The following is a 13,777-nucleotide window of genomic DNA, read 5'->3' as shown; positions in this document are numbered from 1 at the left end:
TCTGTAATTTGCCCAGATCTGCAAATATCAATCGCATAGTTTAGCAAATGGCGGGACTGTCCCTGAAGAGTTATGCTAAGGAATAGACTTGTGGAATTGTGCGCTTGTATGGGAGCAATAGATGCGCTTTGACGGACAAAAGGGGCTGCCCCCAGTCATCTGCATGACTTCAGGACAACCCCTTCAGCTGAATCAGCCTACAGGTTTATTATAAACTCCGTCTTGTACCCCATTCTGATTGGCCTTAATCTGTTTCAAAGCCTCGTTACCCTGCTTCTCCCACTCAGCCAATGCATCCTTCACTGATTTCGTTCCGTTGATGACTTCCTGGAACTGCTGACGGCCGATATCTTGAACCTGCCAGTAGTTTCCGTACATCATTTCATCTTGCTTCGCATTAGCTGTCGATAGAGGTTTTACATTATAAAATGCTTGAATGTTGTAATCTGTTCCTTCTCTTGGCTTAATGAACGATTTACGTGACACCATCTCATAGCTGCTGCGGGAACGGACCTTAGCCCACTCCGGACTATGAATATACTTGATGAAATCCCATGCATCATCAGCATTCGGTGCGCTGTTGTTGATCGCGAAAATGTTGTTCAACTGAACACTTGCAGATACTCCAGGATTCTCAGCATGAGTTGGTACCGTCACAACATCATATTCGAATGGAGTAAAGTTCTTGATCTTGCTGGCATTGCGCATCGCATTATATACTTCGTTGTTCAAGTAGCTGAAATCTGTAAGCACCATTGCAACTTTGCCAGAGAGGAACATGTCGTAATCGAACATACCTGGTTCTTTATTACCCATATCCATCATCATACCATTATTTTGAGTCGGCACGATCTGATCCGTTCCCAGCTTCGCGACAGTGGTCCATACCTTCTCCCATTGCGGAGTATTGACGGTCATCTTCTCTGCATTATCATCAAACATGCGAAGATTCAATGGTTTAACATAGTTATTAATGATCGACCAGAACAGGTCTCCGCCTTGGTAGCGTTCAAAGGCAAAGCCGTACTTGCGATCCGCTCCTTCACCTTTAGAAACGTTGCGAGCAAGCGTAAAGATCTCATCCCAGCTCATACCATCTGTAGGAACCGGAACTCCCGCATCCTGGAACAGCTTCTTATTATATAGCAGTGCGCTTGAATAGAAGGTAGGTGTCAGACCGTACAGGTTGTTGTCACCCATCGCTTTCAACCCTTCGAATACAGCCGGTACGAAATCGCTTGTATCTATCTTCTCAGCTTGCAACTTTGTATCCAATTGCATCAGCAGCCCTTCACGAGCCAACTGTTGGAAATGTCCTGTATCCGTCACGATGATATCGACTGGGTTATCGCCAGTCATCAGCTTCTTCACCGCTTCCATACGATCGGGTTCCTTCATTCCGCCTTCTTGATTCATGTTGTCGAACTGCATCTGGCTGTAGTCAATCGCAGGTACGATATCAATTCGAACATTCTGATGCGTCATCTCATAGATATCTGTAAACTGCTGGCGGAAGTAAGAATCATCATAGCCTCCGTACATAATTCCAATTCGGAGAACGCGCTCTTCATTCTCCTTACTCTCTTTATTATTGCTGCAAGCAACGAGCATAGGAAAGATTAACGTTAAGACCAACGTAACACTAAGAAGCTTGCGGACCCACATTTGTTTCTTCATCTGGTTACCCCTCCAACTTATTTGGTGTTCGAATAATGATTTGTTCCCCATTGAATTCCATCGAGGCTTTGTCTTTAATGTCTAACGCTTCAAGGAACTCTCTAGGAACTTGCAAGCGGCCTGCGCGATCTACAACAACATAAGCCTCATGAACTTCCTGCAAACCTTTCTGCGGATTCGAGAAACCTTCGTTCCCCTCAGCATTCAAGTTAGGATTGCGCTTAATGAACTCTGTGCTCGTTAAGCCGTCTCGAATCGCTACGACCCGATCCACCTTGCTGGCAAGCGAGATATCATGGGTTACAATGACGATTGTTACTCCCAATTCGCGATTCATCGTTCTGAATATTTCCATGATGCGATCAGAAGTTTGCGTATCTACAGATCCTGTAGGTTCGTCAGCCAGCAGAATACGCGGGCGATTAGCGAGCGAGATCGCCAATGCTACACGCTGCTGTTCACCGCCAGACAGCTCAGTAAGCTTGTTATTGAGGCGGTGGCTTAGTCCAACCCACTCCAGCAATTGCTTTGCATATGCGCGATCCACCTTGCCGGACAGCATCATCGGGACTTCAACATTTTCAAGTGCAGACAGATACGGGAGAAGGTTGCGCGCGTTGTTCTGCCAGATGAAGCCTACTGTATCACGCTTGTATTTCACCAGCTGCTCATCCGTAATCTTCAACAGATCCCAATCTCCGACCTTCACAGTCCCGGCGGAAGGTCGATCCAATCCGCCAAGAATGTTCATAAATGTGGATTTCCCGCTGCCGCTGTTGCCAATAATGGCGATCATTTCGCCTTGATTGACGGTTAGATTCAAGCCCTGGAGCGCGACTACCTCGAGATCATTCGATTTGAATATTTTGACTAGTCCTTCACAATAGATCATGGCTTAACGCTCCTCTCCCATCTTCACAGCCTGATGCACACGCAGACGACGGATATGAATGAAGAGCATAGAAGCTCCCAACAGCATCATCACGCCGACTACAATATAGAGCTGCATCGTATCTTTCGCTTCGAAGACGATACGGAACGGCGGTACTTGCATCTTTGCATTTTCTGTAGCTTGCAGGAACGGCAGGAATAGACGGCTTGTGAATTTGCCGATGATGATGCCTAGACCAATCGATAAGCCTGCTGTAAATACTTGCTCCAGCAGAAGCATGCCTGTCAGCTGCTTGCGAGACAGCCCCATCGCGCGCAGTATACCGAATTGAACACCACGACGAGATAGATTGAAGAACCAATACAGCAAGTAGCCGATTAACGAAATAATAATCGAGATCAAGAAGCCCATGCTCAATATTCCGAATACACCGCCTCTTGTCGGATGCTTGCTCTGTGCCGCGAGTTCAGTTCGAACATCCTTAACCGACGCGATCTCGATTCCTGCTTTCTGCAGCTGCTCAATAGCTGGGGCAAGCTTCGCTCCATCCTCCATCTTAATCCATACTTCATATGGTGTGATCGGAACCTGATCATAGATATAATCTATATTCGTAATGAAGAACGGCGTTTGCTCTGGATACTGGCTAGGCCAATACGGCAGAATCGCCACGACCACGAAATCAAGCATTTGATCTTGAATCGAGATGCTGATTACATCATTTTGTTTCAGTTGATATTTCTCTGCAACATTGGACGGAATGATTACCGCTTGTTCCGTGTATTTACCCAATACATTCAGATATTCAAACGGATGCACAGGGAACAAGTCATTGCGGAACCATGCAACCTTGGCAAAGCCATCATTCTCAATGGCCATCAGCTTGCCCTGCCCAATTGAACGGCCGGATACAATGACATTAACCTTAGTCTGCAGCACACGTGTAGCTGCTTCCACACCTGGAAGCTCCTTGAATACCTCAAACGGAGGTTCATTGTAAACGATGTTCTTAATCTGCGGCGGTTTGCCGCCGCCACCTCCTCCGCCACCGCCTCCTGTAGGAGGTTTCTGGTTCGGATCCGCTTCAGCAGTCGATTCCCATACGGTCTGAATAATAACATCCGTACCATATTCATAAAGGGTACGCTCTGTTGAATTCAGATCGATTGTTCTTGCCGCTGAAGAATTATACACACCGAGACCTAGCGTAAGTATCAGTAGAATCATCAGCGGATAATAGGACTTCGCAGATCGGGACAGTTGGACCAGAGTAAGATACAACGGAGTTGGCAAATACTTGCCGCCTATCCATTGGAACAGCCTGAGCAGCCACGGGAAGATGCGCAGGAAGAACAACCCTGCCGCGAATATCGCCAGCGCTGGCACGAAGAACAAGAACGGCTGCACTTGCAGCTGGTCTGAACTCATTCCTGTCTGGAAGGACAGCATCTGCTGTTGATTGGATAAATAATATCCGTATCCAGCGATCCCAAGCAGCACAATATCCAGATACCACCGCTGCCAAGTTGGCTTCTTATCTTTGCGAGCCATCTTCTGTCTAAGACCAACGATGGACGATCGCGCAAACATGACTGCAGGTATGACACTAGACATCAGTGCAATCAATACAGCAGCAACTCCAAACAATATCGCATCCGTCGAGAAGCCGACTGGAATCGACTGGCGATTAACGAACTCCAGAAATCCATCCGCTGATCCAATCGATTTGGCCATAAACCAACCTATTAAAGGTGCCAGCAATAAGGCAATTCCGCCCAATATGAGACCTTCGATCAGATACATTAAACTGATCTGCTTGGTGCTCGCTCCGCGGCTGCGCAGCACTGAGATATCGCTCTGCTGCTTCTCCAGCGCTTGATTCGCATTCATGGCAATGAAGTAGAACACCATAGCTATCATAGGCGCCGCAAGTGTGAACAGCATCATCTGAAGCTGCACACTCTGAGTTCGGAACTCTTCAAGCAGATTCTTGAATGACAGTTCAACGTTAGTACCCTTCAGCTTCTGGTATAGATCAATTTCTAAACGATCCAGCGTGCTGTTAAGCGATGCCAGCTGACTCGTCTTGATCTCACGCAGGTCGAATGCATAGTACCAGCTGGATGAAAGCAATGGAACCTGATTATCCTTCAGCACGGTTTGATTAAGAGTGTTCTCCGTGACATACATCGTGTTCATCATCGTTTCAAATCCTTGGTACCAATAAGGATCCGTGTCCTGAACCGCTTCGAACGTTCCGACAATCTTTACGCGCAATGTCGCGTTGGAACCTCCATAAGTCGGATAATCGAGTTCATCTCCAACGTGAAGATCATTGCGATACATTGCTTCTTCCAACATAACGACTTCAATAACACCATCTGTAGCACCGTCTTTGAAAGCTCGACCATTCGTCCATTCGATCTTGTCTTCCAAGCCGGACATACTGGCGATAGACATCGTGCGCACACGGCTCGCATCAACCTTGGATGGATCTACAGGGATGACTTCGGTCGCGCGAAGTAACCGGGTGTTCGCAAATACTGACGCAGGGAACCCTATATTCTCCTTGACGTCTTCGCGTATGTATGTATTGACATCCTCTAACCCTTTAAGATCTGTTTTGTTGCCGCCAGTTGCTTGATACTTCATCAAGAGAGAGCCCGCTGGAAGACCCTCGCTGTTCTCCTGCAGCGACTTCGCTACAACGCGCTTAAGCGCGCCATCAGCATACATCGGAATGCTCACCGTAAAGGATACAGCGACGATTAGTCCGATTAGCGTGCTTAAGGTGAGCCAGCGGGTATTCCACATCTTTCGGAATAGGAATCGAATCAGTGGGATGCCCATTATCTACCCACTACTTTCTGTCCAGGTTCAAGTCCCTTTAGAATTTCGACATGTGTTGAAGTCTGTTGTCCTACTTCAACATCGACTTCCCGTTTGCCATTCTCGTCAACAACCTGAACATAAGTGCGGGAACCAATCGTTCTAAGTGCTGACAACGGTATCAGAGTGACGTCTTTTCTGCGCTGCACAATGATCTTGCCGCTGAGCGGAGTGCCGCGCTGCAAGCCTGACGGAATTTTCTCTACTTCTATTACTACATAATTCTCTAATCGTTCCTGCTGAACATTTCCACCCGGACCGCCATTGTTGTTCGGAACGGTTGCAGGCAAAGATTTAACCTTGCCCTTCAACGGAGTATCCACGTTATTAATTCTAACTTCCGCTTCCATACCAAGAGCAATCTTCTTCTGATCATCCTTGGACATATCAGCCGCAACTGTTAAGCGCCCTGTATCGGCAACAATAGCTACTGTCTCATATTCCTTGGTCATTTGACCCTTCTGCATGGATAGCGACATGATTGTGCCGTCAAATGGAGCCGTTAGTGTACCTTTCGCAATATCCTCTTCCAGATCAGTGATGGCTTGCCGTTTTTCTTCAAATGCGATTTGAGCCTCTTCAAATTGAACCGGATCCATCTCATCCTTCTGACGAAGGGTTTCCTTCATCTGAATCTCATCCTGACGGAGCTGCAATCGCTTATTGCGCAAATCCTTCTCCATTTCTTCGAGATCCAGCTCCGCAATAGCTTGACCCGCTTTCACGGTATCGCCATTGCTTACATAAACATCCTTAATTCGCTTGCTGCCAAGTGTAAAAAATAATGGCTCTTCTTGCTCAGACATGAGCTTACCGCCGAAAGAAACGGATGTCTCCAACGTGTCCTTCACTACATCGAGCTCAGGCTTCTTCGAAAGCGTCGGAGGCGTAATCACTGGCAGCACCTCTTCTACTTCTTCATCCGGAAGCAGTGAACATCCTGCAGTGAATAGAAGTGTGCCGCACATAAACGCAAGCATCGCTTTGCGCCACGGACGTTTCAAAGTAGATAGATGATTAGGAGACGAATCTTCCGTCGACCATTTCATAGACATGATCTGCTACCTCCAAAATTGTGGGATCGTGAGTGGCCATGCATATTGAGATATTTTCCGTGCGAATAATATGTTGAAACACACCCATGACCTGTGCCACCGTTTGGGTATCCAAATTCGCAGTTGGTTCATCAGCCAGCAGAAGAAGCGGTTTATGAGCTACTGCTTTCGCAATCGCGACACGCTGCTGCTCTCCTCCCGACATCTCTGAAGGCCGATGGTTCATTCGCTTGCCAAGGCCAACAAGCTCTAAGCAATGTCGGACGCGCTTATCCCATAAATGACGCGGTATCTTGGCCATTCTGAGCGAAAGCTCTACATTTTCATAAGCAGACAACATCGGCATCAACGCGTAGGCTTGAAATATAAACCCAATATCATATCGCCGCATAATAGTTCGCTTATCGTCATTCCATTCAGACAGCGTTTCTCCTCGAAACTGTATTTCCCCTTGCGTCGGCAGATCAAGCCCGCCCAACATGTTCAGAAGCGTCGTTTTGCCCGAACCTGACCGTCCTCGCAAGATGACGAGCTGGCCGGAACGAACCTCCATATTAATCCCTTTGAGAACATGCAAAGTATTGCCGCCTACTTCAAATTCTCGGGTGACTCCTTGCACTTCCAACAATGGCTTATTCGGATCGTATTCCTCTCGAGTCGGCCAATCGTGCTGTACATTGGCAGGATTAGATTGTGTTATGTATGGCGCATCTTCTTTTGATTCTGCTGTTGGGCGCTGCTCTTCTGCCGATTGAACTGGGCTTTCGTCTGCAGCCTTAGGCTGTTTCCTTAAGCGGAGTTTTTTTAACAATACTGGTGCCCCCTTCAACCTCTGACAAGTTCCTCCTAAATACTTCTACAGTATAAACGAATCAATTGTTTGAAAAGTTACAGTGTTTGTTACGTTTTGGCTTGGTTTTACATTTTTTCATAATAATTGGCCTAATATCTCTAATAACAGCTAAAAAAGGCAGCCCTCTCGGCTGCCCTTTGTATCACCATTTTCTTGTATTCAATCTGCTTGCTGCCGTGATAACACGTCTCCTAATTCCCTAAGTTATTAGCTTGATCCAGTACCTGCTGCAGCTGCTTCTCCAGCATCGGAAACACCTCAGGAATCGGCTTTCCCGCGATTAATTCATCCAGAGCTTGATTCATCAGTTCGTACATCTCTTTATAAATCGAATACGAAATATGATACTTATCGAGAGTTTGAGCTAATGAGTCGACTGCCTTAGGTTTCAACATTGTTAACACTTTAGCATATTCCTCGCTCACTTCATTTAAGTGCGTCATGCGTGTCGGCAATTGACCTTCTATCATCTTCGTCGAGGCCTTCGCCATTTCAGGACTATGAATGAACTTCATTAGCTCCCAAGCGGCATCTTTATGGTCTGAAGCTTGATTAATAGCAAATACAGCCCCCGTCGAAATATAAGCCGATTCTTGAGGATAACTAGGATCAACAGGCATCGTAACTATTCCCCAATCGAACGATTCTGAGCCCTTTTTCAGTATATTTGCATTCTCCAGCGTGTTGATCATCCGAGAATCTTCTATTAATATAGCTGCTTTCCCCTGCATAAAATCGGTGTCATAAACAGAATCATTGCTGCTTCCATCATTCTTATGATCCTCAAATCGTATCGCTCCGCTGCTAACGGCACTTGCTGTTATTTGAAATAATTCACGCCACGATTGCGTGTTGATCAGCACCTTCTCACCGCGCACATCGATCAACTGAAGATTAGAGCCTTGAATAATCGATGACATCAGCTCGCTTCGGTCGTGATACGGATTGGCAATACCATATACCTGACCCTCTTCTGACTCAATATTCACGAAGCGTTCTCCAAGCTGCAGCAGCTCTTTCCAGCTCATTCGATTCGTTGGAAGCTCAACCCCATATTTGTGAAATAAATCGGCATTATAAAACACTACTTTCGTGTTATAGGCCGGAGTAAGCCCATATAATCCTCCTCCGCCTTGTTCACGCAGCATATCGATCAGACCAGGCAGCATGTCATCGAGGTTATACCTTTCCTGCTTTATAATGGCGTCTATATCATACAGCCTGCCTAGCTCCGCCAGCCTCTGTATCATCGATAGATCAGTCATAATAATATCCGGCTGTTCTTGATCAATAAATTCAAGGAATCGTTCTTCCTCGTTATCTTCTTCTACAGAATCTCCACCGTTCATGAGCAGCGGATCCGTCTCGATCACTTCAATCTCAATCTCTGGATGCTCCATCGCAAAGTACCCGCCGTACTCCAGATAAAACTGATCTTTATCATGGTACATGACACGAAGCTTACTTAAGCTCTGATCAGATGATGGCTCCGATAGCGGATTACCAACCGTACAGCCACTCAACATAGTGACGGAAATACATGCAGCCAGCCATTTCAGCCATAGTCGTTTTTTCATACCATAAACCCCATTTCTCCCTTATGTTATCACATGGTACAGTGAGGGTCACGATATCATTTAATAAAAAAACAGCCCATCTCCTTTTACGAGATGAGCTGCTATGATGAAGCTAAGTCCTATTTGCCCCAAGTTGTCGGATCTTGACGCCAAGCTTTTAGCAGCTCCATATCTGCTTCTTGAACAACCCCCAGCTCTAATGCAACTTGCATCAGGGCAGTATAGTTGGACAACGTATGAAGCGGTATGTTAGCCTCGGCAAATGCTTCGATCGCTTTGTTCATCTGATAGCTGAAGATCGCCAATACCGCGAGCGGCTCAGCGCCTGCTTCACGAACAGCGAGCGCCGCTTTGAGAGAGCTGCCGCCTGTGGAGATCAAGTCTTCAATGACAACGACCTTCTGACCCGGACGAATGATGCCTTCGATCTGGTTCTGCTTGCCGTGACCTTTTGCTTTATCGCGAATGTAAGCCATTGGCAGACCAAGCTTGTCCGCAACCCATGCCGCGTGCGGAATTCCTGCAGTTGCTGTGCCTGCTATCACTTCCGCGTCAGGCGCAAGCTCGCGCACGAGAGATGCAAAGCCTTCCGCGATCGCATTGCGAATCTCTGGATAGGCCATCGTCAGACGATTGTCGCAGTAGATTGGAGACTTAATGCCGGACGTCCATGTAAATGGCTCATTTGGGCTAAGCGCCACCGCTTTAATGTTGAGCAGATGCTTTGCAATCGTCATTTCCAGGTTGTTCGTTGTCATATTAAACCAGCTCCTTCAAGATTGATTCTAATGCTTCACGCGGATTCGGCGCTGCGGTTATCGGTCGTCCGATGACCACATAGTCAGTTCCTTGATCAAATGCTTCCTTCGGCGTCATGACGCGCGCCTGATCTCCAAGAGCGCTGCCAGCAGGTCGGATACCAGGTGTAATCGTTTGAAACGCCTCGCCGCACGCACTCTTAATCTGCGTCACTTCCTGCGGTGAGGCCACGACGCCGTCCAGCCCAGCTTGTTTCGCCATAACTGCATAGCGTACGACGCAATCCGATACCTCGCCGGCAATGCCGATCTCTTCGTTCATGATGTGAGCGTTCGTGCTCGTCAGCTGCGTTACCGCGATGACAGCAGGCTTGCTTAACGAAGCGTCGCTTGCGAGCGCTTCTTCCACTCCAGCCATCGCGGCTTGCATCATCTGGACGCCCCCTGCCGCATGTACGTTGAACATATCGACACCGAGTTTCGTGATGCTGTTTGCGCCGCCCTTAACTGTGTTCGGAATATCATGCATCTTCACATCCAGAAACACTCGGTAACCGCGCGACTTCAATTCACGTACGAAGTCTGGTCCTGCCGCGTAGAACAGCTGCATGCCGACTTTCATATAACACGGGATGCCTTCCAGCTGTTGAATCAGGGATGTCGCCGCTTCAGCATTCGGATAATCCAACGCTACCATGATTCGTCCCGCCATCTGTTCTCTTGTTGTCATCGTCATTATTATTCAGCCTCCAATGTTTCAGATCGACATGCCGTCATGTTCTCTCCTAGCCGCTATTCACAATCCGAGGAGGCCTGTTAGGGGCCTCCTCGTTCAAGGAATTCGCGCTAATTCGAATTATGCGTTGATTCTCGGCATTGCAGTCGATGAGAAGTTGAGCTGCTCCAGCATTCCGAGAAGCGCGCGCACTGTATCCAGTGAAGTCATACATACGATACCGTTCTCTACCGCTTCACGGCGAATGCGGAATCCGTCGCGTTCCGGCGTCTTGCCCTTAGTTAATGTATTGATGACGAAGTGCGCTTCACCGTTGCGGATCAGATCCAGAATGTTCGGTGCGCCTTCGGACAGCTTATTGACACGCATGACGTTCAGGTCAGCCTCTTCCATCGCTGTCGCAGTTCCGCCTGTTGCGATAATCTTGTAGCCAAGCGCGCTGAAGCCCTTCATCAGCTCAACCGCTTCATCTTTATCCTTGTCAGCAACCGTGCACACGATCGCACCTGTCGCTGGAATCTTCATACCTGATCCGATCAAGCCCTTATAGAGCGCCTTCGCGTATTTCACGTCGCGGCCCATTACCTCGCCTGTCGATTTCATCTCAGGGCCGAGTGTAGGCTCTACGCGGCGCAGCTTCGCGAAGGAGAACACCGGAACCTTGACGGACACATAGTCAGCTTCAGGCCACAGACCATCGGTGTATCCAAGCTCAGCCAGCTTGCTGCCAAGAATGAGCTTCGTTGCCACATTCGCCATCGGAATGTTCGTCACCTTGCTCAAGAACGGCACTGTGCGTGAGGATCGCGGATTCACTTCGATTACATACACTTCGTCGTGGTAGATGACGAACTGGATGTTAACCAATCCGACAGTCTTTAGCTCTTTCGCGATTCGAATCGTGATATCGACAACCTGCTGCTTCAGCTCGTCTGACAGATGCTGCGGAGGGTATACCGCAATCGAGTCGCCGGAGTGAACGCCCGCGCGTTCGATATGTTCCATGATGCCTGGCACCAGCACTGTCTCGCCGTCGCAGATCGCATCTACTTCGACTTCTTTACCCAGCATGTAGCGGTCAATCAATACCGGATGGTCTGGATTAATCTTAACTGCCTGCTCCATGTAGCTGAGCAATTCGTCATCCGAGTACACGATTTCCATTGCGCGTCCACCAAGTACGTAGGACGGGCGAACGAGTACCGGGTAGCCAAGGCCTTGCGCTGTTTCAACTGCATCGTCCACAGATGTCACTGTCTTACCCTTCGGCTGTGCAATGTTCAAGCGTGACAGCAGAGCTTCGAATCGCTTGCGATCTTCCGCCTCATCGATGCTGTCCAGGCTAGTGCCGAGAATCCGCACACCCTCTTTAGCAAGCGGAGCCGCAAGGTTGATCGCTGTTTGTCCGCCGAACTGTACGATGACACCGACCGGCTTCTCCTGCTCGATGACGTTCATTACATCCTCGAAGAAGAGCGGCTCGAAGTACAAGCGGTCTGATGTGTTAAAGTCTGTTGATACCGTTTCAGGGTTGTTATTTATGATAACTGCTTCATATCCAGCGTTCTGGATCGCCCATACCGCATGAACAGTGGAGTAGTCGAATTCGATACCTTGACCGATCCGAATCGGACCGGAGCCGAGTACGAGCACTTTCTCCTTCGTGGAAGGCGCTACTTCATTCTCAGTTTCATAGGTTGAGTAGTAGTAAGGCGTTGTCGCTTCAAACTCTGCCGCACATGTGTCAACCATCTTGTATACTGGCACCAAACCTTGTGCTTTGCGCGCTGCGCGAATGTCCGCTTCCGTCGTCATCGCTCCGTCTGGGAATGCCGCACTGCGAATTTCTGCAATGGAGCGGTCTGTGAAGCCCATGCGCTTCGCTTCGTATAGTGTCTCTTCCGAAAGCTTAGCTTCGCTAGTAAGCTCATCTTCGAATCGAATCATGCGCTCCAGCTTATCCAGGAACCACCAGTCGATCTTCGTCAAGTCTTGAATCTGCTGCAGGGAATACCCGCGGCGATAAGCTTCCGCGATCAAGAACATGCGCTCATCATCCGGTGCTTTCAGGCGCGCTTCAAGTGTCTCTTGATCCAGCTCGTCAGTTCCTTTCAGGTAAAGACGGTGTACACCGATCTCCAGCGAGCGGATCGCTTTATGAATCGATTCCTCGAAAGTGCGGCCGATGGCCATGACTTCGCCTGTCGCTTTCATCTGCGTGCCTAGCTTGCGGTTCGCTTGCGTGAACTTATCGAACGGCCAGCGAGGAATCTTCGAAACGATGTAGTCAAGTGTCGGCTCGAAGCAGGCATAGGTTTGACCTGTTACCGGGTTAACGATCTCATCCAGCGTGTAGCCGACCGCGATCTTAGCTGCCATCTTCGCGATCGGGTATCCAGTCGCTTTCGATGCGAGCGCTGATGAGCGGCTGACACGAGGGTTCACTTCGATGACATAGTATTGATAGCTGTGCGGGTCAAGCGCGAACTGCACGTTACAGCCGCCTTCGATGTTTAAGGCGCGAATAATCTTGAGCGATGCGGAGCGCAGCATCTGATACTCGCGATCTGACAGTGTTTGGGATGGCGCTACTACGATACTGTCGCCTGTGTGAACGCCGACTGGGTCGAAGTTCTCCATGTTACATACGACGATACAGTTGTCGTTCGCGTCGCGCATAACTTCGTATTCGACTTCTTTCATGCCGGCAATGCTCTTCTCGATCAAGCATTGTCCGATCGGGCTGTAGCGGATACCGCTTGCTACGATGTCGCGAAGCTGCGCTTCGTCATCACAGATACCGCCGCCTGTACCGCCAAGTGTATAAGCCGGGCGAACGATGATCGGGTAGCCGATCTCATTCGCGAAGTCGACAGCTTCTTGTACGGAAGTAACGATAACACTCTCAGGTACTGGCTGCTCCAGCTCGCGCATCAGCTCGCGGAACAAGTCGCGGTCTTCCGCGCGCTCGATCGCTTCAAGCTGTGTGCCCAGCAGGCGTACATTTTCCTGTTCCAGAATGCCTGCGCGAGCCAATTCTACCGCCATGTTCAAGCCTGTTTGCCCACCAAGCGTTGGAAGCAAGCCGTCTGGACGCTCTTGGCGAATGATTTGAGTTACAAAGTCTAGGGTGATCGGCTCGATGTAAACCTTGTCCGCCATGTTCGTGTCCGTCATGATGGTTGCTGGATTGCTGTTGATTAGGACTACTTCCAATCCTTCTTCTTTCAGCGCTTGACATGCTTGTGTCCCAGCATAGTCAAATTCCGCCGCTTGGCCGATAACGATAGGACCGGAACCGATAACGAGTATTTTTTTAAGTGTAGTATTTTTCGGCATG

General features: G+C 48.7%; 9 protein-coding genes. All 9 read right to left on the bottom strand.

Annotated features, from left to right (window positions below):
* Positions 1 to 192: 192 nt before the first annotated feature.
* Positions 193 to 1,677, bottom strand: a complete 1,485-nt coding sequence (locus AC3WTP_RS03610; RefSeq protein WP_492393205.1) for an ABC transporter substrate-binding protein — start codon at positions 1,675 to 1,677, stop codon at positions 193 to 195.
* A gap of 4 nt (positions 1,678 to 1,681) precedes the next feature.
* Entirely contained in the window at positions 1,682 to 2,569 is an 888-nt protein-coding gene (locus AC3WTP_RS03605; RefSeq protein WP_492393204.1) for an ABC transporter ATP-binding protein, read from the bottom strand.
* A 3-nt stretch (positions 2,570 to 2,572) separates the two neighbouring features.
* Complete coding sequence (locus AC3WTP_RS03600; protein ID WP_492393203.1) at positions 2,573 to 5,419, bottom strand: ABC transporter permease; 2,847 nt, start codon at positions 5,417 to 5,419, stop codon at positions 2,573 to 2,575.
* Entirely contained in the window at positions 5,419 to 6,513 is a 1,095-nt protein-coding gene (locus AC3WTP_RS03595) for an efflux RND transporter periplasmic adaptor subunit (RefSeq protein WP_492393202.1), read from the bottom strand. The genes AC3WTP_RS03600 and AC3WTP_RS03595 overlap by 1 nt, the downstream gene beginning before the upstream one ends.
* On the bottom strand, positions 6,476 to 7,324 hold the full coding sequence (locus AC3WTP_RS03590) for an ABC transporter ATP-binding protein (protein ID WP_492393201.1): 849 nt from the start codon (positions 7,322 to 7,324) through the stop codon (positions 6,476 to 6,478). The genes AC3WTP_RS03595 and AC3WTP_RS03590 overlap by 38 nt, the downstream gene beginning before the upstream one ends.
* A gap of 233 nt (positions 7,325 to 7,557) precedes the next feature.
* A complete protein-coding gene (locus AC3WTP_RS03585; protein WP_492393200.1) occupies positions 7,558 to 8,943 on the bottom strand; it encodes an ABC transporter substrate-binding protein in 1,386 nt (461 codons plus the stop codon).
* A 119-nt stretch (positions 8,944 to 9,062) separates the two neighbouring features.
* Entirely contained in the window at positions 9,063 to 9,701 is a 639-nt protein-coding gene (gene pyrE, locus AC3WTP_RS03580; protein WP_492393199.1) for an orotate phosphoribosyltransferase, read from the bottom strand.
* Position 9,702: 1 nt separating this feature from the next.
* Entirely contained in the window at positions 9,703 to 10,437 is a 735-nt protein-coding gene (gene pyrF / locus AC3WTP_RS03575; RefSeq protein ID WP_492393198.1) for an orotidine-5'-phosphate decarboxylase, read from the bottom strand.
* 120 nt (positions 10,438 to 10,557) lie between these two features.
* Positions 10,558 to 13,776, bottom strand: coding sequence for a carbamoyl-phosphate synthase large subunit (gene carB, locus AC3WTP_RS03570; protein ID WP_492393197.1), 3,219 nt, complete (start codon positions 13,774 to 13,776; stop codon positions 10,558 to 10,560).
* Position 13,777 lies beyond the last annotated feature (1 nt).

This window comes from Paenibacillus sp. EB106-04-04-XG159, assembly GCF_058791835.1.
Note: the sequence above shows the minus strand (reverse complement) of the source record. Positions and strands in the feature narration are given on the sequence as shown.

What these genes read in the sequence shown, in the direction of transcription:
- AC3WTP_RS03610 (WP_492393205.1), bottom strand. Translation starts at nt 1,677, where the DNA reads ATGAAGAAACAAATGTGGGTCCGCAAGCTTCTTAGTGTTACGTTGGTC.
- AC3WTP_RS03605 (WP_492393204.1), bottom strand. Translation starts at nt 2,569, where the DNA reads ATGATCTATTGTGAAGGACTAGTCAAAATATTCAAATCGAATGATCTC.
- AC3WTP_RS03600 (WP_492393203.1), bottom strand. Translation starts at nt 5,419, where the DNA reads ATGGGCATCCCACTGATTCGATTCCTATTCCGAAAGATGTGGAATACC.
- AC3WTP_RS03595 (WP_492393202.1), bottom strand. Translation starts at nt 6,513, where the DNA reads ATGTCTATGAAATGGTCGACGGAAGATTCGTCTCCTAATCATCTATCT.
- AC3WTP_RS03585 (WP_492393200.1), bottom strand. Translation starts at nt 8,943, where the DNA reads ATGAAAAAACGACTATGGCTGAAATGGCTGGCTGCATGTATTTCCGTC.
- pyrE (WP_492393199.1), bottom strand. Translation starts at nt 9,701, where the DNA reads ATGACAACGAACAACCTGGAAATGACGATTGCAAAGCATCTGCTCAAC.
- pyrF (WP_492393198.1), bottom strand. Translation starts at nt 10,437, where the DNA reads ATGACGATGACAACAAGAGAACAGATGGCGGGACGAATCATGGTAGCG.
- carB (WP_492393197.1), bottom strand. Translation starts at nt 13,776, where the DNA reads ATGCCGAAAAATACTACACTTAAAAAAATACTCGTTATCGGTTCCGGT.